Origin of the sequence: Streptomyces flavochromogenes, from assembly GCF_000717595.1 — a bacterium.
In the GTDB taxonomy this organism is placed as follows: Bacteria; Actinomycetota; Actinomycetes; order Streptomycetales; family Streptomycetaceae; genus Streptomyces; species Streptomyces flavochromogenes.
Map to the genome: position 1 here is coordinate 1 of NZ_JNZO01000044.1, position 26,115 is coordinate 26,115.

A 26,115-nucleotide genomic window follows, 5' to 3' on the forward strand; every position below is an offset into this window, starting at 1 on the left:
GGGGTGGGGGTGGATGTCGGGCTCGGGGTGGGGCTGGGTGTCGGGTCAGGTCCGGTACCGCCGCCCTTCGTCCGCATGAGGAACTGGTTGTCGGCGATGTTCCAGTGCGTGGCGAGATAACTGCCGGGCCGTGGGCTGGTGTGGAAGTAGTCGTCGTGGTTGCAGTCGAGGATGTTCTCGGAAGCCCGGTTGGTGCAGACGTTGCGCATCTGCGGGTAGTGCGGGCTGTCCGAGTAGCACATCACGTCCCACTCGTCCGTACAGTGCGCGCCCCGGCTGGTGTTGGGCGCGCTGTTGTTGACCGCGCCCAGGTTGTGGCCGAGTTCGTGGGCCGCGGTGTGCCCGCCCCAGCAGCCGCTGTCGGTACGTCCGTACGAGGGGCCGAAGTTGCTCTGGTTGGACTGGCCCGGCCGCTCGTCCCCGGCGAAGGTGCCGATGCCGCAGTACACCTGCGCTTCGGCGAAGATCATGTACTTGCGGTCGCGTCGGTCGAGGCCCTTGGCGGCGAGCGCGCGGTTGGTGGCGCTGAACTCGGACAGTGCGGAGTCGGAAAGTTCGATGTTGAGGACCGTGGGCGTGCAGTCCGCGGCCGTCACGTACCGGATGTGGCGGACGCCGCCGGTCTCCTCGGCGCTGGCCGAGTAGATGAGGTCGGCGTCGGCGGCCCACTTGCGGAAGGAGGCGAGGTACTCGGAGTACCGGTCGCGTCCCGGGCCGTGGACGTACACGACCTGCACCCGGTTGCCGGTGGTGCCGTCGCTGTCGCACTGGACGGTCTGCCCGGCCGGCCCCGCGGCGGTCGTGGTGGTTCCGGTGGAGGCCGGAGCGGTGGCGGTGGAGGGGCTCGGCGACGCGGCGACGGCCGTGGTCCGAGGGGCCTGCGCGTCGACGGCGGGTGTGTCCTGCGAGGGTCCCTGGTTCTTACGGGGCGCGGGACGCGGCGCTGCCGTCCTGGCGGGATCGGCCGCGGGCGCCACGGACTTGACCGCGGGCGGAGTGTCCTTCTTGATGTCGACACCCTTGGGCGGCGCGTCGGGGCCGTGGGTGCACAAACCGGTGGCTGTGGCGTAGACGCCTGCGCAGCGGTCTCCCTCAGGGGCCACCTTGAGCCCGTCGTACACCAGGCCCCTGGCCGGCTCGTTGGTCGGCTTCTTCTGGATCGGCTCGGGCTCCACGCTCCTCGCCGGCGCAGTGGCGGGGACGGCGGTGCCGGCGATGTCGACGATGTCGGTGACGGGGGTCTCGAGGCGGGCGAGCGGAGTCTCTCCCGAGTCCGCGCGTCCCGCCCCGTAGGCGATCCCGCCGGCTATGACTGCCGCGATGGCCATCGCGGCAGTCATGCCTATGAAGGGTCTGCGAGGCCGTGCCCCGCGTACCTGACTCTCCTTCGGCTTCCTATGTCTAGGCATGCACACCTCAACTCTTTGGTCAGAAGACTGGGTGCGCGGAAGCCTGTCAGAACCTTCCGGTGAAGAATTCGGACAAAGGGGAGAGCGTTCAAAGAATCCATTCCGTTACCTACGGTTCCGTTTCTGATGAACACTCAATTACCTTTGCAATAAGGGGAGTTGGTCGCATCGTGAAGTCTTGGTCCAGGCCTTTTCGGTGATCCCGTTATGCGATTGAAATAAACGCGGACGGTTATTGACGCGAATTCAGTGAAGGATTCATCTAATTTCTCACCTCGCGAATCCCTTCGATCACCACCCGTGAGCACCTGGCCCACTCGGCCATGGAACGCGTGCCAAGGACCGTGTCCCCGGCAGCACATCGGAGACACGGTGGCGACGGGGGAGACGGTCCCGGTTGCTCACCCGACCCGGTTGCCGGATGGCCCACCGCGACCGCCGCACGGTCGCGGCGCGATGAGCCGGACGGGGGACAGGAACGGCGAGGACGTCTTTCGACAGGGGACGCGTCGGAAAGAACGTGCCGCCGAACGGGGCGTTCTCGCGTGTCCCGTCACCACCGTTCACCGGGCAGGCACCGGGGTGGACAACCCTTGCTGCAGGGTCCTCGGAAGGCTCGCCCGGTCGGGCAGCGGACCGGGTGCCGTCGGACGGGCTGCAGAGAGGGTGGAGGTGGGCGAGTGCCCAGGGGGCCGCTCTTGTCCCTGCGCGGGATCACCAAGCACTTCGGCGGGGTCGTCGCTCTCGACTCGGTCGACCTCCGGGTGGACCGGGGGCAGGTGCTCGGTCTGGTGGGTGACAGCGGAGCCGGCAAGAGCACACTGGTCAAGGCGGTCTCCGGGGTGGCCCCGCCGGACGGGGGGACCATCGAGTGGCAGGGCGTCCGCGTCGACCTACGCCGGCCCGCGGACGCCCAACGGCTCGGCATCGCCACCGTCTACCAGGACCCGTCCCTGGTCGACCGCCTGGACGTGGTAGCCAATCTCTACCTCGGCCGCGAACTGCGCAGGTTCGGAGTTCTGCGGCAGATCGAGATAGAGAAGCGGTCCATTGCACTGCTCGAACGACTCGCCATCAGCCTTCCCGGTATCCGAACCCCGGTGAAGGCACTCACCCTGGGCCAGCGTCAAACGGTCGCCATCGCACGGGCGCTGCTGGGCAGGCCTCAGCTGGTCGTCCTCGACGAGCCGACCGCCACGCTCACCGTGGAACAGACCTCGCGGATGCTCGAACTGATCCGCAGGCTGCGGGACCAAGGCCACGCGGTGATCATGGTCAGCCACAACCTCGACGACGTGCAAGCTGTCGCTGATCGCATCGCCGTGCTCCGGCTGGGCTGCAACGGAGGCGAGTTCGAAGCCCGGTACACCAGCCAGGAGCAGCTCGCCGCCGCCATCAGCGGCGGTCATCCGCTCGCGGTCACTCTCCAGCAGAGCCTGCTCCCGCGCGGGCTGCCGGCGCAGGACGCCGTCGAGGCCGCCCACCGGTACCTTCCCGCACACTCGGGGGTCGGCGGAGACTGGTTCGACGTGATCCCGCTGTCCGGCGCCCGCGTCGCCCTCGTGGTGGGTGACGTCGTCGGACACGGCCTGCACGCCGCCGCCACCATGGGACGACTGCGCACCGCCGTGCACAACCTCGCCATGCTCGATCTGCCGCCTGACGAACTCCTCACCCACCTCGACGAGGTCGTCGCCCGCATCGACGACGAGCAGACGGTCGGAGGCCGCGAGGACGCTGTCATCGGCGCCACCTGCCTCTACGCCGTCTACGACCCGGTCACCTGCCGCTGTCAGCTCGCCCGCGCCGGCCACCTGCCGGCCATGCTGGTGAGCCCCGACGGCACCACCGACATCCCCGACACCCCCGTCGGCCCGCCCCTGGGGCTGCGCGGGCTGCCCTTCACCACGATCGAGTTCGACGTCCCCGAGGGCAGCCAGCTCGTCCTCTACACCGACGGACTGGTGGAGTCCAGGACCCATGACATCGACGTGGGCCTGGAGCGGCTGCGCACGGCCCTGTCCCACCCCGGGCGCAGTCCGGAGGAGACCTGCCAGGCCGTGCTCAGGAGCATGCTTCCGGCGGACTCGGCCGACGACATCGCCCTGCTGGTCGCGCGTACCCGCGCATTGCCCGGAGAAAGGATCGCCGAGTGGAACGTCCCGCCCGATCCTTCGGCGGTGGCCGCCAGCCGGGCCGCTGCCACGGCCCAGCTGCGCCGCTGGGGCCTGGAGGACCTGGTCCTCGGCACGGAGCTGATCCTGAGCGAACTGGTCACCAATGCCATCCGGCACGGTGGCAGCCCGATCGGCGTGCGTCTGGTGTATGCGCGGACGCTGATCTGCCAGGTCGCCGACACCAGCAGTACCTCACCGCGATTGCGGCTGGCCGCGGACACCGATGAGGGCGGGCGGGGTCTGTTCCTGGTCGGGCAGATCGCCCAGCGCTGGGGGACGAGGTACACGGAGACGGGGAAGATCATCTGGACCGAACAGCAGGTGCCCTGACCACAGGCGCCGCGCATGCGCGGCCCGCCGTGACGCAACACCCCACTGCCGCCGCCGAACGGGCCGCGGCACGGGCCTCGGCACGGGCCTCGGCACCGGCACCGGCCTCGGCACCGGCACCGGCCTCGGCACCGGCACCGGCCTCGGCACCGGCCTCGGCCTCGGCCTCGCCGTAGTCTCGTACCTCCGCGTCCGAGGAACCACGGCCCGGCCCGGCGCCCGGGCGCACGGAGGAGCGCGGTGGCGCCTGCGGGTCGAACGCCTGACTCCCGGCCGCCTGCCCGAAAGGATGAACGGCGCCCGTCGACGGCGTTTCGCCCCGGTGTCACCGTCACCCTGCTGACGTGCGCAAGGAGCTCGAATCCACGGTCCCGCCCCCGCGGCCGTCCTGTCCCGCAGCCGTCCCGGCCCCGCCCACCCCCGGCACGCCCCGTCACCGGCCCGCGCCGTCGCTGCGGGACCGGACGCGGTACTGGGTGGACCGGACCGTGGTGAAGGGCATGACCACGGTCGCGGGCTGGCTCGCGCTGGTCTGCCTGGCTGTGGTGGCACCGGCGAGCGCCCTCCTCGTCTGGACCGACAGCCGCTCGCCCGACACCGTCCAGGGCAAGGTGGCGACCGTCTGGCGGACCGTCGGCCAGACCCTCCGGCTCGGCGGCGAGGTCGGCCCGCCCCTGCGGATCGTCCTCTCCGTCCTGCTGGCCCTCGTCTCCCTGCTCTACGTCTCGACCCTCGTCGGCCTCGTCACCACCGCGATCACCGACCGGCTGACCGAGCTTCAGCGCGGCCAGTCGACGGTCGTGGAGCGCGGTCACTCACTCGTTCTCGGCTGGTCCGAGCAGACCCCGACGCTCGTCGCCGAGCTGCTCGCCGCTCATGCCCAGCGGCGGAACAGCGCGGTCGTGGTCCTCGCCGACCGTGACAAGCTCGACATGGAGCGGGAGTTGCGGGCGGTTCTCACCGCCGCCGGCGTCCGACGCGTCCGGCTGCTCTGTCGCCGGGGCCGCCCCGCCGACCCGGCGGCTCTCGCCCGCGTCAGCCCGGCCGCCGCCGGGGCGGTCGTGGTCCTGCCACCGGACACCCCCGAGGCCGACACCCAGGTCGTCAAGACGCTGCTCGCGCTGCGGGCCGTGGTCGGCGACACGAGCCCGGTACGCGTCGTGGCGGCGGTCCGGCAGACCCGGCACGTCGCCACCGCCCGGCTCGCCGCCGGGCCCGGCGCGGTCGTCCTCGACGTCGACGGCATCGCGGCCAGGACCCTCGTCCAGTGCGTCCTCGAACCCGGACTGTCGAGCGTCCTGGAGGACCTGCTCGACTTCGCCGGTGCCGAGCTGCACGTCCACCGTGTCCCCGGGCTCGACGGCCGGACCTTCGCCGACCTGAGGGCGGCCTGCGTGGACGCGTGCGTGGTGGGTCTCGTACGCCCGGACGGCTCGCCGCTCCTCAACCCGCCGCCGAAGACAGCCCTCGGCCCCGGCGGCGCCGTCGTCGTCCTGGCCGAGGACGAGACCCCACCGACCTGGACCACGACCCCGGCGACACCGCTCCCGACGCCCTCGTTCGCGATGGCCGCGAAGGTGGGGAAGGCCGCGAACGCCGCCGACACCAGCACCGCCCCCGGCCGTGTCCTCGTCCTCGGCTGGAACCGGCGCGGCCCGGAGATCGTCGACGGCCTCGCCCGCAACGGCTGGGAAGCGGTCCGGGAGAAGAACCTCCCCGCCCCTGACCCGGCCCCCCACGTCCTCGTCCTCGGCGGCCCCGACGGCCACCCCGACCCCGACGAGCACACCCTCGTCACCCTCCTCCGGCTCCGCGCCGCCGAGCGAGAGTCGGGCCACCGGAGCTCCACCGTCGCCGAACTGACGGACGCCCAGCACCGCCCCCTCGCCCCGGCCGGTCCGCACACGGACCTCGTGGTCGGCGGACGGCTCGTCGGCCTGCTCATGGCCCAGGTCTCGCAGACCGTCGAACTGGCGGCGGCCTTCGACGAGCTCTTCTCCCCGGAGGGCAACGCGGTCCGCCTGCGCCCCGCCACCGACTACGTCCCCGACGGGACCGAGGCGCCCTTCGCCACACTCGTCGAGGCCGCCGGACGGCAGGGCGCCACCGCCCTCGGCTACCGCCCAGGCGACTCCCGGATCCCGCTCCTCAACCCGCCGAAGACCGGAACGCGCCGTTGGTCGCACGAGGACACCCTCATCGTCGTCACCACGGCCGGAACCCTCCAGCCCCAGGACGAGCCTGCCAGGCCCGCCGATACTCCGGTCTCTCCCTGAGGCGGCACAGAGGAGCGCGGAACGCTCCAGACGGCGCCGGCGGAAGGTGACCGGCCGTGGTGGCGGCCTGCATCAGGGGGCGACGGCCATGTCGAAAACGTGGATGCCGCCGTTGCTCGGCAGGACGACGAAGTCGACCGGCTTGGCCGCGTCGAGCGGAATCGAGTGGGCGAACACGCGGTAGGCGATGCCCGCGTTCCCGTATCCGCTCGGGCGGTTGCGACCGTCGGACGACGCGACCAGTGTCGCGCCGTGGGCATCGGCGGGGTCGAACGACCAGTTGGGGAAGCCGAACGAACCCCTGGTGGAGGTGCCGTCCTTGTAGTACACGGTGGCACTTCCCGTCGCTGCGCTGCCGATGCCCGAACCCAGGAAGACGAGTCTGCTGCCCTGGCCGCTCAGAGCGACGGCCTGTCCGGCACTCGACACGTTGTCCTCGGTCCCGCTCGGCACGTCCGGCCAGGTCAGCTTCGCACCCAGGGCGCTCACGGACGCGCCGCGGGTGAGGCCGACCGCCGCGAGCTTCTGTGCGGAGAAGCTGTTGCCCTCACCGTCGTAGTCGCCGGGGGCGGTGTTGCTCTCGTCGGTGATCGCGACACTGTTGTAGGCGGCCTTGAGGTTCGCCACGGGCTCGCCCGTGGCCTGGGACAGGGTGCCGGTGGCGGACCCGGCTCCGTCACCGCCCTTGTACGTCACGGCAGCGGTGAACGTCCGGACGGTGAACCCCGGGCGCTGCTCCGGCACCTGGATCCTGAACTCGGTCTGGACGGCCTGGCCCGTGGCCAGGGCGTCGTTCACGCTGCGTTCGGCCGGCTGCACCGCCCAGCCCACCGGCCCTGCGAACGACACCTTCAACGACCGCATGCGGTCGGGCCCCGCGTTCCTGACGGTCACCTTCACCGCCGAGATGGCCGGCCCCTGGAGGTCGACCGGTGATATGGACACCTCCGTCTTCGCTGCGGCGGACGCCGGTTGAGGGCCGGCCGCGACCGCCGGCATGGGGACGAGAAGTACGGCCCCTGCCGCGGCCGTGGCTCTGAGCAGGGTGATCACTCGGGCTGATCGCACGGTCTGTCTCCTTCGCGAGAGTGCGGGTTGTCAGGCGACCGGGGGCATCTCGGACGCACGTGAGTCCAGGCCCATCCGCAGGTTGACCCAGGAGCCCCGGGTGAAGTCGGGAATCTCGACCGGCCGACCGCCCGCGGCGAGGGACTTGACGCTCAGCGGCACGGGGGAGCACCAGGCGGCCGAGTCGTAGACGTCGATGTCCGGGACGAGTCCGGCGCGCATCAGCTGGACGGTGCGCCACTGGAGGACGTAGTCCATGCCGCCGTGACCGCCGTTGTTGGCCGCGTCGTCACCGATCTTCCTCCACAGCCAGTGGTCGAACTCCTTGCGGTAGGCGTCGAAGGCACGCCAGGAGTGACCGCCGTGGTCGGGCTCGACGTAGATACGGCCGCCGCTCGTCGACATGACGCCCGCGTAGTCCTCGAAGATGCCGCGGCTGCCCGCGAGGCTGTTGATCCGGCTGTAGGGGCGCGGCGAGCTGACGTCGTGCTCGGCACGGATGACCCGGCCCTTGGCGGTGTCGATCAGGCAGGTGACGAGGTCACCGTTGACGTAGGTCTCCTTCCACGACGGGTGCGACCTGGGCATGAAGCGCTCGCGGTAGTCGGCGAGGCCCTTCGGCTCGGTGGCGGTGGCCCGCAGCACCGCCATCCGGTCGCCGCGGTTGATGTCCATCGCGGCGGCGACCGGAGCCAGCCCGTGCATGGCGTAGAAGGACGCGGTGCTGCGGGTGTGCCAGAGGCGGCGCCAGGCGTCCGTGTAGTACGTGTCCGAGAAGAGCAGCTCACGCAGGTCGTGCAGGTAGCCGCCGTGGCCGTTGGTGATGTCGCCGAAAAGGCCTTCGTGCGCCATCTTGAGCATGGCGAGCTCGTTGCGGCCGTAGCTGCAGTTCTCGGCCAGCATCAGATGCCGGCGCGTGCGCTCCGAGGTGTCGACGAGGTCCCACAGCTCGTCGATCTCGGTGGCGATGGGCAGTTCGACGATGACGTGCTTGCCCGCCAGCATCGCGGCCTTGCCCTGGGGGTAGTGGAACTCCCAGGGGGTGGCGATGTAGACGAGGTCGATGTCGTCCCGCTCCAGCATCTGCGCGAACGACTCGTCAGAGCCGCCGTACTCCGCGGGGCGGGGCTTGCCCGTCGCGACGAGGCGGTCCGCGGTGCGCCGGGCACGGTCCGCCCTGATGTCACAGACGGCGGTGACCGTGCAACCGGGGACGACGGACCATCCCTCGGTCATGCCCGAACCCCGGTTGCCGAGACCGATGACACCGACGCGGACGGTCCCGTGCGACTCGTACGGCACGTCGATCATGGACTTCTGGCCCGGCCTGCGCCGCGGCATGGGGGCCGGCACGGCACCGGCCTGCATCACGGGGGCCGCTTGGGCGGTGCCGACACCGGCTGCGAGCGCCCCGGTGGCCAGAGCTCCTCCCAGAAGCAAGCGGCGTGATACTGCGGGGATTTCAGGCATGCGGGAACGCTCCTCGTCCGTATCGGTGCGTGATCGGCATCACTGACGGTCAAGACTCTGGCGGGATGACCACGGGCATGTCAATAGATGCTCATTAGCGCCTGCTTACGAACAAGAACAAGCATCCTGACTGCGTGGTGAACGCATTGCGTGCTGTGGAGTCACCCGCCCGGCGTCGGCTGCCGGGCCCGTTCCGGCCGAGCTCAGACGCACGCGGAAGGGAGGGCCTGGCTCAGGCCGGGCGACGAACCTCGACGCCGTGTGGGCTTCGTGCGCGTCGGAGCAGCACGGAGACGAGCCCCGAGGCGACCGGCCGCAGTCGAAGAACGCCGGGTCGTCCTTCCGGGTGGGATCAGGTGGGGTTCAGGGCCCCGGGCCGGGGCAGGGTGTCGTCGACGGCCGGACGGCGTCTTTGCTCGGGCAACCCGCCGGAACGGCTCGACGTCCCACTGCATGACGGACGGCTGTCGATCACACGGGAGAGAACACGTGGCGAAGAAGGACCGGACGACGGACGCGGCGGCAGAGAAGGACCGCGAGAAATGGATGGCGCGTTTCCAGGTGCGGCTCGCCATGCAGCCGGGCGTGGACCGGGCGGTCGTGCTCCGGGCGGTCAAGGAGGTCACGACGCACTGCGCGGAGACGGGTGAGCACCCGAGGGCCGCCTTCGGCGACCCGGACGCCTACGCCGTGCAGACCGCCGCACGGCTGGTTCCGGAGGACCGGGCGGCGCGCGCGAGGCGGAGCGACGGCAGGGTGGCCGCGCTCGACTCCGTGCTCCAGCGAGCCAGGGACGTCACCGGCATGTGACCGATGAGGGGAGCCGCACGGCGCGGACCGCCCCTTCCGCGCCGCGCGCGAAGGTGTGGGCGCCGTCCGCGGCGTGGGGCGGGGCGCTCCGGACGAGCCGCCGCTACTCCTCGGTCCGCACGCCGGTCGCGTAGTTCGCGACCACGACGCCCTCGGGCGACCGGTCGTCCACCGCCAGCACCCATGTGCTGCCCTGTCCGTCGGCCAAGGTCACATCGGCGGTGCGGTCCCACTTCGGCAGCACGTACTCGTTCAGATGGGCGGCGAGCCGCCGGGCGATGTCGTCGATGTTGCCCCGGGTGATCTTCGTGCCGAGGACGTGCCGGGTGTAGCCGTGCAGCGCCGTCGCGGTCACCTTCACCGGCAGGTGTTCCGCCAGTGCCGCACGCTGCCAGGCGGTGCCCCTGTTCGGGGTGGAGATACGGGAATGGACACCGCCGCGGTACTGAGCCCAGGTGCGTTCCGCGTGCCGGGTGCAGTACCGCACCACCGTTCCGCGGTCCTGGCTGAGCATCAGGCCGTAGCCGCCCTGCGGCAGGTAGATCCGCCGCCGTCCGCGGACGTCGGCCTCGGTGGGCGCACCGGAGGTGATGAGGTCCTCCAGGAGCGAGCGGATCTGGACGACGGCCGTCTTCGGCGGGACGGTGTGATGGCTGCTGTAGTCGCGAACGACATGCGGGTGGATCTCGATCTCGTACGCCTCGTCGGTCTCCAGCCCGAGAGGGGCCGGGTGCCAGGGACCGGGGCCCCAGTGCCAGCGCTGCCTGCGCTCCGTCTCCTCACGCGGGGCCCGGACGGTGTAACCGTCGCAGACCCCGCACCAGCCGTCGGCGCGCGCGGTGGGCGTGGTGCACAGGGTGCCCGTGGCGCTGTACCGGCTGCAGGCGCGCTTCGGTGGTGCGGGCATCGGCATGGGCGTCCCCCTCCCGGCTGCCGGTACGGGCAGCCTCTCATAAGGGATGAATGATACGAGAGTGATCATGATTCCGCAGGCTGCCTGACGTCGGTTCGATGCTTCCCGCCGTCAGCCGCTCCGGTGCTCCGGCGTTCCGGTCGTCCGGCCTTCTGCTCCTCCGGCCTCCTGCTCCCCCGGTCTTCCCGCCGTCCGGTCCTCCGGCCGGCCCGGTGGCACGGGGTCGCCCGCGAGCGCGGCGGCGACGGCGAAGAGTCGGGCGCAGCGCCGGGTCATGGCCTCCGGTGTCTCCCCGGGATGCTTGACCCACCAGCGGACGAGTGTGCCGACCAGGTCGGTCCAGACGTGGCGGAGCGCGTCGGCGTCCAGGGGGTCGGTGGATCCGGCGGTGCGCAGCAGCTCGGTGGTGCCGTCGGCCGCGAGCGCGTCGATGGCCGCCCGGTAGATCGACGCCGCGCGGGCGGCCTCACCGCCGGGCGGCAGGGAGCGGTCGTAGAGGACGAACCACGCCTCCCGGCGTTCCTCCAACGCTTCGAAGATGCCGCGGAGGACCCGCAGGGGGGTGCGAGAGGTCGTTCCCTCCTCGCCCATGGCTGTCCGGATCGCGTCGAGCAGGTCGTCCCCGACGGGCGTCAAGCAGGCGACGTACAGGTCTTCCTTCGTGCCGAGGTACTGGTGCAGCAGCGTCTTGGTGACCCCGACGCGCTCGGCGACGGCGGCCAGGGAGGCGGCGGCAAAGCCGCGGCCTCCGAACTCCTCCGTGGCGGCTTCCAGCATCTGCTGCCGACGCAGGTGTCGGGGGACGCCCTTGGTGCCGGCCTTCGAACGGGGGGTTGCCATGCGCAGATATTATCAGTAAGTAATTTACCTCTTGGTAAATTCACTCGCGGCCTCTGGAGCGCCCATGTCCGGCACGACGACGCAGCCCAACCCGTCCGCCCCCCTCCGGTCCTGGTGGGGCTGGGGGTGGGAGAGCGCCCACCCCGACGACGCCGAGTGCGTGGCGATGGGCTCCCTGCTGCCCGGAACCCTGGCCCGCCCGCTCCCCGTACCGCGCATCGCCGATCTGGGCATCGGGGCACCCGCCGTCCAGCCCTCGGCGAGCCTGGCGCGGCTGATCAGCACCGACCCCGGCGACCGCGCGGCCCACGCGATGGGCAAGGCGTACCGGGACATCGCCCGCGCCCTGCGCGGCCGTCCGGGCCGGATCCCCGACCTGGTCGCGTTCCCGACGGAGGAGCGGGAGGTGGTCGACCTCCTGGACTGGGCCGGCGAACACCGGGTCGCCGTCGTGCCCTTCGGCGGCGGGTCCTCGGTGGTGGGCGGAGTCGAGTACCGGGGCGACCGCCATCGCGCGGTGCTCTCCCTCGACCTGACCAGGATGGACCGGGTGCTGGAGGTCGACTCCGAGGGCAGGGCCGCCCGCATCCAGGCGGGGACGCTCGGACCGAGCCTGGAGAACCAGCTGCGTCCGCACGGCCTGACGCTCCGGCACTTCCCGCAGAGCTTCGAGTTCTCCACCCTCGGCGGCTGGCTCGCGACCCGGGCCGGCGGCCACTACGCCACCGGCCGTACGCACATCGACGACTTCGTCCAGTCGCTGCGGGTGGTCACCCCGGCCGGCACGGCGGAGTCGTGGCGGCTGCCCGCCTCGGGCGCGGGTCCCTCGCCCGACCGGATGTTCCTCGGCTCGGAGGGCGCGCTCGGCATCATCACCGAGGCGTGGGTACGGCTCCAGGCCCGCCCGGTCCACAAGGCGTCCGCCTCGCTCGCCTTCGACGACTTCGGCGCCGCGCTCGGGGCGGTCCGCGCCCTCGCGCAGTCCGACCTCGCCCCTGCCAACTGCCGGCTGCTCGACTCCGGCGAGGCCGCGCTGGCCGGTGCCGCACGGGACGGCTCGGCCGTGCTCGTCCTGGGCTTCGAGTCCGCCGACGCCCCGGTCGACGGCCGCCTCGCACAGGCCGTCGACCTGGCCCGCTCCCACGGGGGCCGACGGGAGCCGTCCGAGGCCGGTACGGATGGTGCTCCCGCCGACGAGGCGGTGAACGCATGGCGGTCGGCGTTCCTGCGGATGCCCTACCTCCGGGACGGCCTGGCGCGGATGGGCGCCGTCGCGGAGACCTTCGAGACGGCGGCCACCTGGGGCCGTGTCCCCGCCCTCGTCGAGGACGTCCGCAGGACGGTCAGCGAGGCGGCACTCAAGATCTCCGGCCACCCCGCCACCGTCAACTGCCGTCTCACACACGTCTATCCGGACGGGGCGGCGCCCTACTTCACTGTGCTCGCCGCGGGCCGCCCGGGGGAGGAGGTCGCCTTCTGGGACGAGCTGAAGGCGGTGGCGAACGAGGTGCTCCACCGCCACCGGGCCACCATCACCCACCACCACGCCGTCGGCCGCGACCACCGGCCGGGCTACGACCGCCAGCGGCCGGAGCCCTTCGCCCTCGCCCTGCGCGCCGCCAAGGGCGCCCTCGACCCGCACGGCGTCCTCAACCCGGGGGTGCTGCTGGACTGAGGCGGCCTCGCCCCACCCGGAGCGCGGTGTACCGGGACCCGGCCGGTGGCCGACGGGTCCCGGTACCTGCCCGTCGACCGCTCCTCGACGGCGCCGCGGATGCCGGGGAAGGCCTTCGGGAGGATCTCCCGAACCCTCCTGAGGGCGCCGCGACCCGGGCCGCGTCCGGGGCGGCGGCACCGGAGCCGGCACCGGGCCGTCAGGGCACACCGGCGGCCTCCTCGGGCAGCGGGGAACGCGCTGAGCGACCGAGAGACGTCGACCGACGGCGGCCTTCTCCCGTCGGCCTCCACTTCCGCCACGGCGAGGCACGGGCGGCCGGACGGAGAGACAATGACTTCGATGATGACCGTGCTGATAGCAGGCCTGCCCGAGGGCGCCGAGTTGGAATCGGTGCGCGCCCGCGTCCACTCCGGCCCGCACTTCCGCATCGTCGCCCACGCCTACGAGCCCCGGATCGCCCTGGCCCAGGCCCGTGTGCTGCTGCCCGACATCGCGGTGATCACCCGCCACCTGCCCAACCCCGAGGCCGACCTCGCCCGCTACCGACTCCTACGGGATCTGCGTGCCCTCGACCCGCCCACCGGGATCATCCTCCGCAGGGACGCAGGCGAATCGGATCGGCCGCTGGGACCGGGCGCCGAACCCCTGGACGGAGCGATCCACGAGATCCGCCGCGGGGAGGCCGACGCCCTCTGGGAGGCCCTGGTCACGATCGGCCGGCGCCGCGCCACCTGCGACACCGACCCGACAGGTCTCTGACTCCGAACGCCGTGAGGCAAGCGGTCCTCCGAACCATTGCGTCCGGATCGTCAGCCGCGGCGACGCCCGGCCGGCGTCGCCGGAAAACGCCGGCGGCGAGAACCAGGCGCTGAACTCCTGCTCCACCGCCCACCGCCCACCGCACTCGGCGCACCGATGCACACGCAGTGCGCCTCCGGCAGCGGCGACTTCCACTCCGCCGGACCCCGATCCGACCTCGCTCGATCCGACCGCGCAGTGACCGCGACCGGGCTGATGGAGGCCTCCTGGTCATCCGCGTACGCCTGCCGCCGTCCAGGCACGTGTCCCGGCACCCGTCGACCGGAGCCCGCCGCAGTCCCGTCGTACCCAGCCGGTGTCATCCGCCTGAGGCAGCGGCGCACGGGGCGCGAACAGGACCACATATGGCAGGGGGACATCGCCGACGGGGCTTGACTGCGCCGACAGGCCTCGGCGGAGTGACCATCCGAGTGGGCGAGTGCCTCGGGGCCATGTCACAGAACGCCGCGCTGTCTTGTCCGGAGAGTGAAGACAGGCACTGACTCAGGCGGATGGTGGGCATGCGGGTGTTGATAGCGGGCGGGAGCTCGGGTCTGAGGCGACAGTCGGTGCCTCGGCAGGGTGCGCCGCGGGCGGGCGAGGCCGAGGGGTACGGCTTCGCCGGTGCGCCGGTCGAGCGGGAGCCTGGCCGGCAGTCGCGTCGTACGTCCCGGCGACAGCGTTCCGCGCCGGGGCCGGCATGACGCGGGCCGAGGAGTTCCAGGGGCTGCGGCCACTGCTGTCCTCGATCGCCTACCGGATCCTGGGAAGTGTGACCGAGGCGGAGGACGCCGTTCAGGAGACCTGGCTCCGCTACGAGGCCTTGCCGACTCCACCTGACTCCGCCAGGGCCTACCTGGCGACCGTGGTCACCCGGATCTCGATCAACGTGCTGAATTCCGCCCGCGTCCGGCGCGAGGAGTACGTCGGACCGTGGTTTCCCGAGCCGCTGCTGACCGACCCCTACCAGGACCCGGAGCGCACGGCCGAGTTGGCCGACTCGGTGTCGACGGCGGCGCTTCTGCTGCTGGAACGACTCACCCCGCTGGAACGCGCGGTGTTCGTCCTGCGAGAGGTGTTCGACTTCGGTTTCCAGGAGATCGCCACCGCGGTCGGTCGCCCGGAGGCCGCATGCCGCCAACTGGCGGTCAGGGCGCGCCGCCACATGACCGAGGGCCGCCCGCGGTTCGAGGCCGACCGCGGTGCATGCGAGAGACTCGCAGCGCGGTTCTTCGACGCCTTGACCGAAGGAGACGTCGACGGGCTGCGAGAGCTGCTCGCCACCGACGTGCAGTTGGTCGCGGACAGCGGGGGCAAGGCCCCGCAGTGGGCGACCGGGTTCCTCGGCGCCGATCCGGAAAGAGCCGGTCGAGCTGTGCTTCACCCCGACCTACGCGTCTTTGTCCAACCTGATCGAGGCCCCCTTCGGGCCGTTGCGGCTCGTGTACACAGCAAGAAGGGCATCCGCTTGAGGCGGCAGGGCCGCGCTTGCGGCGTGAGGAGCCATGCTCGGAGCTAATCCGTGACGTCCTCGGACGCCCAGATCCGGAACAGCGAGAGTCCCTCGGTCAGATTGCCGGGCCCGCAGGCGATGTGAAACGTCTGCTCCGACGTCCACGCCGTGACCCAGTCGTGCTCGTCTCGAGTAATGCGCTGATCGGGATACTCCCGGTCAGCCAGTTCCGTCTCGTCAAGATTGATCTTGACGAACCACCCCGGATTGTCGGTCGTCTCGACCGTCACGCCCCATTCGTGTTCCCAGTCTCCGTCGCACTGTGAGGAATACCAGCTCTGCAACCACTCAAGGACGTGCTCGGGTCCGGACATGAACGCGATGGTAGGCGAACCACACGTGTACCAACGGACCCGGTGAACCGTCCCGGTCCCGATCAGTGCACCAGCTACAGGAATCGAACGGGCGCATGGTGTTTCACAGTGGAGGAGCAAGCCAGGTCGGGAGCGTGCCGAGAGGCGCGTTCACCACTCGGAACCGGCATGACGCTCTCATCTGATCTTTGCCCCGGCGAAGGACCGCCCTCACTGGCAGGGCACAGCCATCGCGGGGCGGGGAGCGACCTGCCAGGGCGACGCCTGGTTCGAGGGAGACGATCCTCCGGGGCGACGTCGTCCTCGGCCTCGGCAGATGCCCCGGGCCGACCCGGTCGCCGGCCGGTGGAGAGCGCGGTCACAAACCGGTGACCACATCCGGGGCGCTTCCTGGGCTGTCCGCGGGCTGGGATATCTTCCTGGCACGGCACGTCGAGACCCTTCTCCGTGGCGCTTGAGGGAGGGAATCCATGCGCACCACTCTGTTTCAGCGCGCGGCCGCGGTGGCCACGACGCTGGGGCTCACCTCGCTGGGGCTTCTCGGGGCCGGCGCGGCTCCCGCACAGGCGGCGACCAGCGACTGCCCCAAGGGCTACTTGTGCGCCTGGGCCAACGGCGACGGCACCGGTCCGATGTTCAAGACGAAGACGAGCATGCCCACCCTGGGGAGCTGGGACAACAAGATCCTGACGCGGTACAACCGCACGGGCTTGAACGTCTGTCTCTTCGACGAGCAGAACTACGCAGGCGGGTACTCATGGGACACCCCCGCCGAGTCCTATCCGATCAACGGCGGCAACGCAGAGATCAGCTCCATCAAGATCGCGCCCACGCTGCGCGACTGTGAGTCGGATCCGTATCCCTATTGGGCGACGGCGACGTCCCCGAGGGCTGGCGGGTTCGGCGACATGAACGGCGACCGGAGGGCGGACGCCGTTCTGAGTGACGAGGCCGGGCGTCTGTGGTTCCTGTCGGGCAGCGGCAGCGGTCGCCTCATCGGCTCCGGCGGCTGGAAGGCGTTCGACGCACTCACACGGCACGGTGACTTCAGCGGCGACGGTCGCGAGGACGTGATCGCCCGTGAGAAGGCCACCGGCAAGCTCTGGCTCTACCCGGGCACCGGTAGCGGGGGCCTCGGCGCGCGCAAGCTCATCGGCACCGGCGGCTGGAACTCCATGGGCCGGCTGGCCGCGTTCGGCGACCTGTCCGGCGACGGCCGCTCCGACCTCCTCGGCGTGGAGAAGGCCACCGGCAAGCTCTGGCTCTACCCGGGCACCGGCAGCGGGGGCCTGGGCGCGCGCAAGCTCATCGGTACCGGCGGCTGGAACGGCATGAACGCCCTCGTCGGCGCCGGTGACATGACGGGCGACGGCCGGGCCGACCTCGTTGCCCGGGAGAAGGCCACGGGGAAGCTGTGGCTCTACCTCGGTACCTCGACCCGGACTCTCGGTGCCCGCAAGCTCATCGGCACCGGCGGCTGGAACTCGATGAACCACATCATCGGCGCAGGCGACACCTCCGGTGACGGACGACCCGACCTGGAGGCGGCGGACGGCGTCGGCCTCTACCAGTACCAGGGGCTCGCCACCGGCGGCCTGCGCAAGGTCGACAACGACAACCGTTCCTGGTGGGCGCTGGAAGGCGCCACCGCTTTCTGATTCCGTCTGTGAACGGCCATGCCGCCCCTTGCGACCTGCTCGCGACCGGCTTGGCTCTCATCGGACATGTGCCCGGGCAGACCGCACGCGCGGTCTGCCCGGGCACAGCCGTCCCGGCGCCGCGCACCCCCGACGGCAGGGCAGGTCAGCGCAGGACCGCCTCCGCCACCGAGTGGCGCCGGGGCGCCACTTCAAAGCCGGGTCGCCACCCAAAGCAGGCCCTCACCGCCTCATGTCCTCGTGTCCTCGTGTGTCAAGGCGGCCACCACCTCACCTGGGCCCGTGGGCTACGGCGAGGTCAGTACCCACCACTGCCGCAGGGTGCGGAGAGTGTCAAGGAAGACATGCGGGCCCCGGCAGACAGGGCGGGCGAAACGTCTCACCGCGTCACCGTTCGGGAAGACGAGGGTCTCGCGGCCGATGACGGCCGCTCCGTCCTCCGTCAGCCGGAGGTGGTGCACGGCATCCGCCCGGGCAGCCGTGCCCGAGTCCCGCTCATGCCCTCCGAGCAGGAGCATCCGGTCGTCGCGGATCGCGAGGGCGAACGGATCTGCGACCGGCAGGTCGCGGATGCGGACTATCCCACGGGGCCCGGTCTCGACGAGCGGTGCGCCTGGCCAGTACGTGGCGTGGACGGTGGAACCGGAGACGTTGATGGTGCCGGCCTCCGCCACGTGGTGGTGGGGCGCAGGGGGGTGCAGAGCCCCTGCGTGATTGCCCCTGCCGTCCCAGCGGACCAGCCCGCCTGCGCTGACGCGGTCACCGCTGTACACACCTTCGTCGGCATACCCGGTCCAGAAGCCGGCCCGACGGTCCGCGATCAGGTGCTTGAGGCGGGTTCCCAGCGGGAACCGGCGCCGAGAACGGCCGTCCGGGCCGAAGATCTGGCCGGACGGTGCCTTGGGCCCCTCGCTGCCGGAGAGGACGAACCCGCCGCCCGGGAGGGCGTCGAAGGCATTCGGATTGACGGCCACTCCGTGCAGGGTCCGTTCCAGGACCTCACCCCGGTCACTGATGACGACGAGGCGTCGAAGGGTAGTTCCGCGGGCGCCGGAATCCTGACCGGCCCACCTGTAGGGAAAACGGGCATCAGGGCACCACAGCCAGAGAGTCCGGCCCCGCGGATCGATCGTGGAGGCCAGTACCCTCCGTTCGTCGTATTGCCGAGGCACCAGTGCGTATGAACGCAGTGCCACCTTCGTCAAAGACCACCTCGCGGGCGAAGGAATGCGACGCGTTCATGATCACGCGAGTGCGTCGGACTCATCCATCCGGGGCGTGGCGAGGTGACGCCGCCGCTTGGCTGAGGCGCTGTGGCGGAGGGAGCCCTTTGTCGCATGGTCGAGTCGGCCGACACCCAGGGGGCCAGGATCGAGCCCCTACCAGACCATGGACTTGGCGAGCACCCCGCCCAGCGCACCGTAGACGCTGCAGCGAACCGAGTGCCTTGCCCTGCGGCGGAGTCCGAACCTCACGGTGAACGCCAACGCGAAGAGCCCACCGAGCGTCGTGGCCACGACCAGGTTGTAGACGACGTACGCGATGCACGCGACGCCAGTCCAGACGAGGATCGGCAGGAGCGAGCCGCGCAGCACCGTCCAGAACCTGATCCGTTCCGGCCCGGACGGCAGCACACGTTCATGCCACACCTCGATGTGGTTCCTGGTCACACAATGCTCAGGTCGCATGACGCCATCCCATCACCGACAGCCCGGCGCTTGTGCGGTGATCTCCGTAAGACGCTGCCCAAGCGCTGTCCCCAAGTGGCCCTTGAGTGGCTTCGGACATGGTGGGTTGCTGTGCGGCGGGTGGTCGATGCAGCGAGGGAGAGGTTGTACGCCCGTGCGGTGCCGAGCAGAGCGGGAACAGCGTGGCCAGCTGGCGCACGGTCAGGTGCGTGTGCCAGGAGACCGCGACCCGTAGTGCCCGCCCTCCAGCGACAGACTCCACAGCCGGCACCTTCGAACCGCGCCGCCCCTCGCGCCACAGAACGATCACCGGCTCCCGACCTGTCGCGGACCCAGCCCGGTGAACAGCGCCATCCACGCGGACTTCGACGCCGTACACACACCAGCCGTACGACAGATCATTTCGGTTGCCAACACGTCCCCACACGACTGATCCTGGGCATCGCGCAAGCAAGGAGGAACAGGATGGGGCTCATGCTCACCCCCGGAGACGACGACGTGACCAGCCCGGACGTCTCCTGGTCCTACACGGGCTTCAACATGTTCAGAGAGTGGCTGGCCCGGACGGAGGGGTTCACCCTTGCGGAGATGAACGGGTTCGGTGGAGACCGCATGTGGAGCAGCGTCTCCACCACGCTGGCACCGCTACTCGACCATCCAGACGACGAAGGCTCTCTCACGCCCGCTCAATGCGCGGCCGCGCTGCCCAGGCTCGAAGCGATCACCGGCCAGCAACACGAGGACGGAGACCCCGTCGATGAGCGACGCGTCGACGACGTGCGCCAACTGGTGACCGTCGTGAGGTACTGCCTGGAGAAGGACGTCGAGCTCATCTTCTGCTGACCGCCTCGGACCGGCTGCTGGTGGAGACTTCAGCAGGTACGGGACAGTCCTCAGGCGTCGGCGAACCAGGAGCGACCCTCGGCCCAATGGGTCACCCAGCCCGTGAAGCCAGGGGTGCCGGGCATCAGGGCGTCAGGCGACTGGGAGCCGAAGGGCATCGCACCCTCGCCTGCGATCTGCCAGACGTGACCGCGCTGAGGGCCGGTGACGATCAAGTGCCAGTACATGCCGCAGCCGTCGGTGCCCAGCAGGAGCGAGCCGTCGTCGAACACGGGGTCCGTCCGGGCCTCGAACTCCTGCTGCGACAGCTCCTCCTCGTCACCCTCCGCCTCCCACAGCCAGGCCGCCGTGAGCGGAAAGGGCTTGGCAAGCAGGCGTTCAGGGCGATGCGAGCCCCAGTCCGCAGGCGTTTGCGCGAGGGGCAGCAGACCGTAGTAGGGCGGTCCGGCGCGCAGTCCATCGCAGATCTCCGCCACGAACGTACGGTACGGCTCCGGGAGCACGATGCCGTGCTCCGCCTCGAAGGATCGCACCGCCTCCCAGCCGGCCGGGGCTGCCGCCTCGGGACGGGACGCGAAGACCTCGCGGAGAACGGCCAGCTCGGCCAGGTCGCATGTTTCCGTATTCATGCCGGTCATCATGCAGGACACGAAAGAGACGGCCCAAGGGCTGTCCCGCACATGATCCTTGAGGCGGGTGCCTAGATCCTTCCTCGCACGAACCGGGTTCGGTGACCGAGTACCCGGCCCAGCTCCGTAACGAACTCCGGCAGCAACGCAGGCCCGTTCCAGAACTCGAACCCCAGGTACGCGAAGGCAAGCCCGTCTCCAGCCCACCCCCACGAGGCCAGCGGCACCACCCGTCCGCACGCCGGACACGGCACTTCGCCCCTGCCGGTGTTCCACCATGCGTCCATCACCGGCGAGAACACCTCACGGTGTGCCTCCCCGAACACCCTCGCGCAGTACGGACACACCGGCGGCCCATCCCGTTGCGGCGAGAAGAACACCGTCCGCCCCGTGACGACGGTCAGTCCCTCGCTCCCGCTCGCTTCCCGGAACCCCGTCGCCCGCTCCCACCGCGCCCCAGGGCCGTGGGCCGGCAGCCCCACGACTCCCTCACCCACCAGCCACGCCGCCACACGCTCCCCGTGCGCCACGGCGTCCTCGGCGGTCGCCTCCAGGTCAACGATCGTCTGAAAAGAGCTGCTCACAGCCGAACGGTAGGCGGCCTACCCGATTCTGCACAGCCCGCACATCCGGCAGCATTGCCGCCTGCGAGAAGAGCAGAGAGCCCGCCCCCACCGTGCACAACACGTCCCTACGCAAGCGGCAAGACCTCCGTCCTCAGTCTCCCCATGGCGCGTCCAGATCAAGATGGCTGCGAGGTGGAGGCGTCCTCGGAGGTGATGGCGAACTTGCGCGTTCGCATGGCCAGGCCGCGCCACTGCTTGAGTCGGTTGATGCATCGTGGACTCAGCCCGGTGAACGGGGCTATCCAGGAAGGCTCCGACGCCGTGATCACCCCCGACACTGCAAGATCTTTCCACGGCCGCAGTGCCGGCCTGCGGGTAGTCAGGAAGAACATCACTGAGGTTCCAGGGCCCTGAGCAGGCATTCGCGGTCGTCTGTGCTGATCAGCCCTGCCGCAAGGGTCTCGTCCTCCAGCAACGCACGCAGGGCGGAGGCGTGTGCGGCGAAGGCGGCCCTGCACCATTCGCGTTCAGGGTGATCGGAGTCTTTACCGAGCAGCAGCACCTGGCGTTCGTCGTCGGCGTCGACGGACGGAGACAGCTCCGCGGCGAGGACCAGGATGCCGACCAGGTCTGGACGCACAGCAATATCGGGGACGGCTGCCAGACGGATCAGGAAGGGCAGGGCGGCCGGCATCACGGCGCTCAGGTGGAAGACGCTGTTCATCAGAAGGTTCTCCAGCACGGGCAGGGCCTCAGGGCCGACTGCCTCGTCCAGGAGCCCGCGGAGCAGGGCCGGGACCCCCGCAGGGCACCCGGCAATTCGTGACCAGTCGACGTCGGCGCAGCCCTGCAGCGCGGGATGGTCGCATGCAGCCTGCTCCATCTCAGGATGTTCGCGGAGGAACCGAGCGACGGCAGCCTCTTTGACCGCCGCATCCAGCACACACATCTCTACTGCCCCTGCTCCCACGACGTCGCCCCGAACGGCATCCGCGGAACTCTTCCCGGAGCGGGCGTCGAACGCAAGCACCGGATCAGTTGCTGCCACCTCCGTCCTGAGGCAGTTGCGCCCCGGCCCGGCACCGGATTCCGGGACAGCCCACAGGCGGCCCCAGGCCGGGATCGGCAACGGGAGGGCGCGGGACATGGCAGTCCTCATTCCGCACGGCCGGCCGAGCGAGAGCGGAACGCGCGCAGCCGCGTGACCCGGCCGTACAGGAGAGAGGCCATGCTCGTCCGCGGCGAAGCCACAGTCAGCCTCTTACTGTGCCGGAGGGTCGGGCGCCCGTTCGGCGGGCTCACGTGCACAGGCGTCAGCCGACGGGAGCCTGGTAGAGGCCTCGGCCGGCGCGGGAGGCCCGGGAGGTGGCTACGAGCCGGTCGAGGGTGCTGCGGACGGTGTTGACGGCGCCCGTGGAGGAATCACGGCCGAGTGCCTTCGCGACGTCACGTGCACGCATGGGGCTGTCCGGCGATTGGGTCAGGACAGCTGCCACCTGCTCGGTGAGGCCGCCGGATTCCTGGGGCGCAGTTGCCGCTTGCTGTGCCGCGGCCGCGGTACGGGGCTTGCCTGCCGAGGTACGCCGCTCCTTGGGCTCGCCCTTGGTAGACGCAGCGGTCTTACGCCCCCCGGTGGAACGCGCCTTGGTGGGCTTCCGCGGTGCCGGGACCGGACTGGAGTCCTGTGGCGTCGTCACGGAAGTCTCAACTGCGGCTTCGCTCTCCGTCGCAGCCGACTCCGGTGCCTCCTGCGCCGCGCGCGGGGCAGGCGTGTCGGCCAGGGCCAGCAAGGCCGCCAGTGCCGTACGGACCGAGAGCACGCGCTCGGAGACCGAGGCCAGCTCCTTCTCGAGGTCCTGCTGAAGCCGCTCGAGCACAGGGAGTTCTTTCTGGAGCGCCGCAGTTGTTGCATCGATGCTGTGAACGGCAGTACTTGAGGAAGGCACGAAAGGCTCCTTGCGCGAGTGGGGCCCGTTCAGAAGGGACACGGACTGTTCGTGGTGCAGGGTACGTCCTCCGGTGCGGTGTGCAGAGGTTGATGCGCCTTATTTCCGTCCGTCGGTGCAAGTAATCTCTCGGCGTTTCTGCAATGGCGCGAGGGTGTGCGACGGCAGCACGCCTCCCGGACGCAGTTCGTGCGATCCCTCCTCGGCTTGCTGCTCGCGGGTACGACATACGAACAAGAGCTGGTGAATGCGTGTAGATGTGAGACCGCGCGGGGAATACTGGTGCGGGCCTCCGAAGGGGAGGCCCAGGTAGCCCGACCCCGGGCTACCGCTGATTTGACCAGAAGGACAAGCATGGCCAGCGGCACCGTGAAGTGGTTCAACTCCGAGAAGGGCTTCGGCTTCATTGCCCAGGACGGAGGCGGACCGGATGTCTTCGCTCACTACTCCAACATCTCCGGCAACGGATACCGCGAACTGACCGAGGGCGAGACGGTGACGTTCGACGTCGCCCAGGGCCAGAAGGGCCCTCAGGCGGAGAACATCATTCGAGGCTGAGCCCTACTCCTGCTGCTGGCGGCGCCTGCACGCTGTGAAGGCGCCGCCCGCGCTCCGTAGCCGCCATTACCAGACGGCGGCAGGGCTTCCGTCGGGTTCGCGGCACTCATTCAACCGCTCGGAATCCGGGCGATATTGACGGAACGACGGGAACAGGTCGGCCTGCGGGAGCCGCTCGACGACGACCGTGATCGGTTCCGTGACACCGATGCGATTCAGAGTCTCCACCAGCCCGATGCCGAATACGGGTACGTCACAAGCGGTGTCGAGAATGACGTGCTGTGCTGGTGTGCGGGCGAGGAGTGCGGCTATCCGGGTCGACAGCCTGCCCCAACCCGCTCCGTACGCGGGCTGCAGGGAAGGCGTCATAGAGGTTGGAACATGGGTGCGATGCTGCTGCCTGCTGCCTGCTGCCTGAGTACTGCGGGAGGTGAGCGGCGACCGGCTGAGCAGAGGTAACGTCGCCTCCTTCTCTGCCGCTCCTCCACAGCCATGTCGCGCTCCCAGGGCCCACTCGCAACCTGGTGGTCACTCGCCCTGGGGCTCCCTGTCACATGCCCGGTGCTCCGATGACGAACATCGGTCGAGTGGTGAGGGGGATCAGGCGCGGCGTACCACGACCTGCAGGGGGGCGCGGAAGGACAGCAACCCCAGCATGGGAGGGTCGCCGTCCTCGGTGAGTACCGCATCGGGCAGCAGTCGTGCAGCCGTGCGGAGTGCCACAGCCGCCTCGGTGCGCGCCAGCGACGCTCCCGGGCAGCGGTGCCGGCCCACTCCGAAGGAGAGGTGATGGCGAATGTTGTCCCGGAACGGGCGCAGCACCTCGGGCTCTTCGAACACCTTTGGATCCGAGCCCGTCCCCATCAGCATGAGCAGGAGTTGCGAGCCGGCGGGCAGCATCGTCCCGGACAGTTCCACCTCATGTGCTGTGACCCGGCGCCAGGTGGTTACCGGGGGTTCCCGGCGGAGGATCTCCTCCACCCAGGCCTCTGCGAAGCCGTCCTCGGTGGCCGCCCGCGCCCACGCCCCGGGTTCGGCCAACGCGCGGAGTAGTGCCGTGGAGATCAGCTGGCCCGTGGTGGACTGTCCGGCGATGAAGACGAAGAAGCACACGGCGACGGCGGTCGCGGCATCGAGCGGCTCACCGCTGGACAGCCTGTGGCGACGGAGGGAGCCGATCAGGCCGTCGGCAGGTGCGTCGCGGGCCACCTGGTCCACCAGCCACCGGTAGAAGTCCCCGACCAGCTCCCCGAGACGGGTCTGCCGCTCGGGCGACGGCCAGCCGTAGAACAGTTCCAGGGCGGCGTCGCTCCACGTCGTGAGCGTGGTGTCGGATATGCCGTCGACGCCGAGCAGTCGCATCATCACCCGGCACGGCAGGCGCTGCGCGTACTCGGCGGCGATGTCGCACGGGTGGCCGGATGCGTACAGATCCCCGAGGTCGGAGAGCATCTCCCGTGCCGTCTCCTCGACCAGCGGTACCGCCGCGCTCACGCGGTCGGCGTTGAAGAATCGAGTGACCAGCCGGCGAAGTTCGGCATGGGTGGAGCCACCGTTGTTGGCGAGTGCGGGCGGCAGCGCGAACCGGGACCGGGCGAGCCCGCGCAACGTGGGCATGGAGAGCGGGGAGACGGCGTGCTGGGCGTTGTCCGGCAGGTAGGCAACCGGATCCAACAGCACCTTCCGTACATCGGCGTACCGGCTGACCAGCCACAACCCGGTTTCGGCGTCGAAGTGGACGGGGTCGGCATCCCGCAGGGCGGCAAGGAAGGGATGCGGATCGCGTACGAACGGTGCGTCGGAGAGGCCGGGAAGCCTTCCGGTCCCGAGAACCGGACATGTTGTCGTGCCTGCCATAGGTGCCTTCTCCACGCGGTGTCTGCCCGAACGCAGCGGGCGGTGGCCTTCGCCCCTGCTCGCGCCAGCGAAGACCACGACCATGCGAATCGGCAAGTCGGGAAGAATCACATACCCGGACGAGGGCAGGCGACGAGGCCGGCCCCCACCGTCAGCATCCGGGGCCAGTGACCGATACATCCCGGTCTGTGCTCATGCAGCCGCCTCCTCGCGGTCGCGCTGTCCCGCGCGGACATGGTGCAAGAGGTCCGCGCGGCCGGCGGACGGCTCTGCGTGCCGTGTCCAGAACGGGTGGAAGTAGACCTTGACGGAGAGGTGGATCAGGCGTCGCCGCAGGGTGGTGATGTCTGTGGGGTGAGGGCGGGCCAGCTCCTCGTAGGTGTGGGTCCATGCCTCCTGGGCGGTGACGAGGTCGTCGGGGAAGAGGTGGTGCCTCATACCTTCAATTAGAGCATGTGTTCGAATTCAGGTGCCATGTGTGGCCCACCAGATCCTGCCGCCCGGCCCGGCCTTCACTCCTGGAGCCGCGATGACCGCCCCTGCCGCCCGGTCAACCTCCTGCCCCAGCAGTGACCGCTCCCGCCCCTGGGACGCTGCGCCCGTTGCCGGGCCTGCCGTCGGTACGGGCTCGGCGCGCCCCTCCGTGCCCGGGGCGGCCCTCCGTGCCGGGGACGTCAGCAAGAGGCGGCCGAGCGGCAGAAGGTGCCTGATGGCCGAGCTGCCGCCAGGAGACCCGTGAGGCCGCACAACGCCCCGTCCCGACCTCACCGACCT

General features: G+C 70.3%; 23 protein-coding genes and 4 pseudogenes. 10 read left to right on the top strand and 17 right to left on the bottom strand.

The genetic code is table 11. The annotated features are described in order from the left end of the window. Positions 1 to 1,340 (bottom strand): zinc-dependent metalloprotease family protein (locus tag IF00_RS0136925; RefSeq protein ID WP_280922639.1); only part of this gene is annotated, 1,340 nt, incomplete at its 3' end. A 392-nt stretch (positions 1,341 to 1,732) separates the two neighbouring features. On the opposite strand from IF00_RS0136925, the pseudogene IF00_RS47295 reads away from it, so the two are divergent. From IF00_RS47295 to IF00_RS0136935, 3 genes and pseudogenes are all read left to right on the top strand, one after another. Then, positions 1,733 to 2,593: pseudogene (locus tag IF00_RS47295) on the top strand (ATP-binding cassette domain-containing protein); the annotation flags it as partial. Between the two features lie 222 nt (positions 2,594 to 2,815). Continuing rightward, a pseudogene (locus IF00_RS47300) lies at positions 2,816 to 3,916 on the top strand (SpoIIE family protein phosphatase); the annotation flags it as partial. Positions 3,917 to 4,260: 344 nt separating this feature from the next. Further along, positions 4,261 to 6,192 (top strand): CASTOR/POLLUX-related putative ion channel, encoded by a 1,932-nt coding sequence (locus tag IF00_RS0136935; RefSeq protein WP_051820806.1) that lies wholly within the window; start codon positions 4,261 to 4,263, stop codon positions 6,190 to 6,192. A 72-nt stretch (positions 6,193 to 6,264) separates the two neighbouring features. Here the strand turns inward: IF00_RS0136935 and IF00_RS0136940 are convergent, their stop codons facing one another. Together IF00_RS0136940 and IF00_RS0136945 are read right to left on the bottom strand one after the other, a co-directional pair. Beyond that, on the bottom strand, positions 6,265 to 7,260 hold the full coding sequence (locus IF00_RS0136940; protein ID WP_030325880.1) for an NEW3 domain-containing protein: 996 nt from the start codon (positions 7,258 to 7,260) through the stop codon (positions 6,265 to 6,267). 30 nt (positions 7,261 to 7,290) lie between these two features. After that, positions 7,291 to 8,730: a Gfo/Idh/MocA family protein gene (locus IF00_RS0136945; protein ID WP_030325881.1), complete on the bottom strand. Its 1,440-nt coding sequence runs from the start codon at positions 8,728 to 8,730 to the stop codon at positions 7,291 to 7,293. Between the two features lie 489 nt (positions 8,731 to 9,219). Between IF00_RS0136945 and IF00_RS0136950 the strand changes: the two genes are divergently transcribed. Continuing rightward, positions 9,220 to 9,540 (top strand): hypothetical protein, encoded by a 321-nt coding sequence (locus tag IF00_RS0136950; RefSeq protein WP_030325882.1) that lies wholly within the window; start codon positions 9,220 to 9,222, stop codon positions 9,538 to 9,540. Positions 9,541 to 9,643: 103 nt separating this feature from the next. Here IF00_RS0136950 and IF00_RS0136955 read toward each other — a convergent pair whose 3' ends face one another. Together IF00_RS0136955 and IF00_RS0136960 are read right to left on the bottom strand one after the other, a co-directional pair. Then, the gene (locus tag IF00_RS0136955; protein ID WP_030325884.1) at positions 9,644 to 10,453 is read right to left on the bottom strand and encodes a hypothetical protein; all 810 of its coding nucleotides are present in this window, start codon (positions 10,451 to 10,453) and stop codon (positions 9,644 to 9,646) included. A gap of 111 nt (positions 10,454 to 10,564) precedes the next feature. Then, a complete protein-coding gene (locus tag IF00_RS0136960; RefSeq protein ID WP_078945003.1) occupies positions 10,565 to 11,293 on the bottom strand; it encodes a TetR family transcriptional regulator in 729 nt (242 codons plus the stop codon). A gap of 64 nt (positions 11,294 to 11,357) precedes the next feature. Here IF00_RS0136960 and IF00_RS0136965 point away from each other — a divergent pair, with 64 nt between their 5' ends. The 3 genes from IF00_RS0136965 (at position 11,358) to IF00_RS0136975 (ending at position 15,288) form a co-directional block, all read left to right on the top strand. Further along, a complete protein-coding gene (locus IF00_RS0136965) occupies positions 11,358 to 12,968 on the top strand; it encodes an FAD-binding oxidoreductase (protein ID WP_030325888.1) in 1,611 nt (536 codons plus the stop codon). 342 nt (positions 12,969 to 13,310) lie between these two features. Then, complete coding sequence (locus tag IF00_RS0136970) at positions 13,311 to 13,730, top strand: hypothetical protein (protein ID WP_158710561.1); 420 nt, start codon at positions 13,311 to 13,313, stop codon at positions 13,728 to 13,730. 739 nt (positions 13,731 to 14,469) lie between these two features. Further along, positions 14,470 to 15,288, top strand: a complete 819-nt coding sequence (locus IF00_RS0136975; RefSeq protein ID WP_078945004.1) for a sigma-70 family RNA polymerase sigma factor — start codon at positions 14,470 to 14,472, stop codon at positions 15,286 to 15,288. Here IF00_RS0136975 and IF00_RS0136980 read toward each other — a convergent pair. Beyond that, complete coding sequence (locus tag IF00_RS0136980) at positions 15,285 to 15,596, bottom strand: immunity 53 family protein (RefSeq protein ID WP_030325892.1); 312 nt, start codon at positions 15,594 to 15,596, stop codon at positions 15,285 to 15,287. The genes IF00_RS0136975 and IF00_RS0136980 overlap by 4 nt on opposite strands. A 470-nt stretch (positions 15,597 to 16,066) precedes the next feature. Here IF00_RS0136980 and IF00_RS0136985 point away from each other — a divergent pair, with 470 nt between their 5' ends. Next, positions 16,067 to 17,254, top strand: coding sequence for an FG-GAP-like repeat-containing protein (locus IF00_RS0136985; RefSeq protein ID WP_030325894.1), 1,188 nt, complete (start codon positions 16,067 to 16,069; stop codon positions 17,252 to 17,254). A 287-nt stretch (positions 17,255 to 17,541) separates the two neighbouring features. On the opposite strand, the gene IF00_RS0136990 is transcribed toward IF00_RS0136985, so the two are convergent. Both IF00_RS0136990 and IF00_RS0136995 read right to left on the bottom strand, forming a co-directional pair. Further along, complete coding sequence (locus IF00_RS0136990) at positions 17,542 to 18,228, bottom strand: hypothetical protein (RefSeq protein ID WP_051820807.1); 687 nt, start codon at positions 18,226 to 18,228, stop codon at positions 17,542 to 17,544. 405 nt (positions 18,229 to 18,633) lie between these two features. Beyond that, positions 18,634 to 18,903 (bottom strand): hypothetical protein, encoded by a 270-nt coding sequence (locus IF00_RS0136995; RefSeq protein ID WP_245234731.1) that lies wholly within the window; start codon positions 18,901 to 18,903, stop codon positions 18,634 to 18,636. Between the two features lie 504 nt (positions 18,904 to 19,407). Between IF00_RS0136995 and IF00_RS0137000 the strand changes: the two genes are divergently transcribed. After that, positions 19,408 to 19,785, top strand: coding sequence for a hypothetical protein (locus tag IF00_RS0137000; protein ID WP_030325903.1), 378 nt, complete (start codon positions 19,408 to 19,410; stop codon positions 19,783 to 19,785). 50 nt (positions 19,786 to 19,835) lie between these two features. On the opposite strand, the gene IF00_RS0137005 is transcribed toward IF00_RS0137000, so the two are convergent. The 6 genes and pseudogenes from IF00_RS0137005 to IF00_RS0137020 form a co-directional block, all read right to left on the bottom strand. Beyond that, positions 19,836 to 20,426 carry an SMI1/KNR4 family protein gene (locus IF00_RS0137005; RefSeq protein WP_030325905.1) on the bottom strand — a complete coding sequence of 197 codons (591 nt, stop codon included), beginning with the start codon at positions 20,424 to 20,426 and terminating at the stop codon, positions 19,836 to 19,838. 59 nt (positions 20,427 to 20,485) lie between these two features. Beyond that, positions 20,486 to 20,998: a hypothetical protein gene (locus IF00_RS0137010; RefSeq protein ID WP_030325907.1), complete on the bottom strand. Its 513-nt coding sequence runs from the start codon at positions 20,996 to 20,998 to the stop codon at positions 20,486 to 20,488. 129 nt (positions 20,999 to 21,127) lie between these two features. Next, positions 21,128 to 21,255 (bottom strand): annotated as a pseudogene (locus IF00_RS46555) (IS5/IS1182 family transposase); the annotation flags it as partial. Next, positions 21,238 to 21,318, bottom strand: a pseudogene (locus IF00_RS45870) (IS5/IS1182 family transposase); the annotation flags it as partial. The pseudogenes IF00_RS46555 and IF00_RS45870, both read right to left, overlap by 18 nt. Before the next feature lie 53 nt (positions 21,319 to 21,371). Further along, positions 21,372 to 22,127, bottom strand: a complete 756-nt coding sequence (locus IF00_RS0137015; RefSeq protein WP_051820808.1) for a hypothetical protein — start codon at positions 22,125 to 22,127, stop codon at positions 21,372 to 21,374. 166 nt (positions 22,128 to 22,293) lie between these two features. After that, on the bottom strand, positions 22,294 to 22,968 hold the full coding sequence (locus IF00_RS0137020) for a hypothetical protein (RefSeq protein ID WP_245234732.1): 675 nt from the start codon (positions 22,966 to 22,968) through the stop codon (positions 22,294 to 22,296). Between the two features lie 312 nt (positions 22,969 to 23,280). On the opposite strand from IF00_RS0137020, the gene IF00_RS0137025 reads away from it, so the two are divergent. Continuing rightward, the gene (locus tag IF00_RS0137025; protein WP_030325920.1) at positions 23,281 to 23,484 is read left to right on the top strand and encodes a cold-shock protein; all 204 of its coding nucleotides are present in this window, start codon (positions 23,281 to 23,283) and stop codon (positions 23,482 to 23,484) included. Positions 23,485 to 23,550: 66 nt separating this feature from the next. On the opposite strand, the gene IF00_RS0137030 is transcribed toward IF00_RS0137025, so the two are convergent. The 3 genes from IF00_RS0137030 to IF00_RS0137040 all read right to left on the bottom strand — a co-directional run bounded on the left by IF00_RS0137030 (position 23,551) and on the right by IF00_RS0137040 (position 25,779). Then, the gene (locus IF00_RS0137030; RefSeq protein ID WP_030325921.1) at positions 23,551 to 23,853 is read right to left on the bottom strand and encodes a hypothetical protein; all 303 of its coding nucleotides are present in this window, start codon (positions 23,851 to 23,853) and stop codon (positions 23,551 to 23,553) included. 231 nt (positions 23,854 to 24,084) lie between these two features. Beyond that, positions 24,085 to 25,341 carry a cytochrome P450 gene (locus IF00_RS0137035; protein ID WP_051820810.1) on the bottom strand — a complete coding sequence of 419 codons (1,257 nt, stop codon included), beginning with the start codon at positions 25,339 to 25,341 and terminating at the stop codon, positions 24,085 to 24,087. 192 nt (positions 25,342 to 25,533) lie between these two features. Further along, positions 25,534 to 25,779, bottom strand: a complete 246-nt coding sequence (locus tag IF00_RS0137040) for a hypothetical protein (protein WP_030325923.1) — start codon at positions 25,777 to 25,779, stop codon at positions 25,534 to 25,536. Positions 25,780 to 26,115: the final 336 nt, after the last annotated feature.

What these genes read in the sequence shown, in the direction of transcription:
- IF00_RS0136980 (WP_030325892.1), bottom strand. Translation starts at nt 15,596, where the DNA reads ATGTCCGGACCCGAGCACGTCCTTGAGTGGTTGCAGAGCTGGTATTCC.
- IF00_RS0136960 (WP_078945003.1), bottom strand. Translation starts at nt 11,293, where the DNA reads ATGGCAACCCCCCGTTCGAAGGCCGGCACCAAGGGCGTCCCCCGACAC.
- IF00_RS0137040 (WP_030325923.1), bottom strand. Translation starts at nt 25,779, where the DNA reads ATGAGGCACCACCTCTTCCCCGACGACCTCGTCACCGCCCAGGAGGCA.
- IF00_RS0136985 (WP_030325894.1), top strand. Translation starts at nt 16,067, where the DNA reads ATGCGCACCACTCTGTTTCAGCGCGCGGCCGCGGTGGCCACGACGCTG.
- IF00_RS0137030 (WP_030325921.1), bottom strand. Translation starts at nt 23,853, where the DNA reads ATGACGCCTTCCCTGCAGCCCGCGTACGGAGCGGGTTGGGGCAGGCTG.
- IF00_RS0136965 (WP_030325888.1), top strand. Translation starts at nt 11,358, where the DNA reads ATGTCCGGCACGACGACGCAGCCCAACCCGTCCGCCCCCCTCCGGTCC.
- IF00_RS0136975 (WP_078945004.1), top strand. Translation starts at nt 14,470, where the DNA reads ATGACGCGGGCCGAGGAGTTCCAGGGGCTGCGGCCACTGCTGTCCTCG.
- IF00_RS0136945 (WP_030325881.1), bottom strand. Translation starts at nt 8,730, where the DNA reads ATGCCTGAAATCCCCGCAGTATCACGCCGCTTGCTTCTGGGAGGAGCT.
- IF00_RS0137025 (WP_030325920.1), top strand. Translation starts at nt 23,281, where the DNA reads ATGGCCAGCGGCACCGTGAAGTGGTTCAACTCCGAGAAGGGCTTCGGC.
- IF00_RS0137015 (WP_051820808.1), bottom strand. Translation starts at nt 22,127, where the DNA reads ATGTCCCGCGCCCTCCCGTTGCCGATCCCGGCCTGGGGCCGCCTGTGG.
- IF00_RS0136970 (WP_158710561.1), top strand. Translation starts at nt 13,311, where the DNA reads ATGATGACCGTGCTGATAGCAGGCCTGCCCGAGGGCGCCGAGTTGGAA.
- IF00_RS0137000 (WP_030325903.1), top strand. Translation starts at nt 19,408, where the DNA reads ATGGGGCTCATGCTCACCCCCGGAGACGACGACGTGACCAGCCCGGAC.
- IF00_RS0136955 (WP_030325884.1), bottom strand. Translation starts at nt 10,453, where the DNA reads ATGCCGATGCCCGCACCACCGAAGCGCGCCTGCAGCCGGTACAGCGCC.
- IF00_RS0137035 (WP_051820810.1), bottom strand. Translation starts at nt 25,341, where the DNA reads ATGGCAGGCACGACAACATGTCCGGTTCTCGGGACCGGAAGGCTTCCC.
- IF00_RS0137005 (WP_030325905.1), bottom strand. Translation starts at nt 20,426, where the DNA reads ATGATGACCGGCATGAATACGGAAACATGCGACCTGGCCGAGCTGGCC.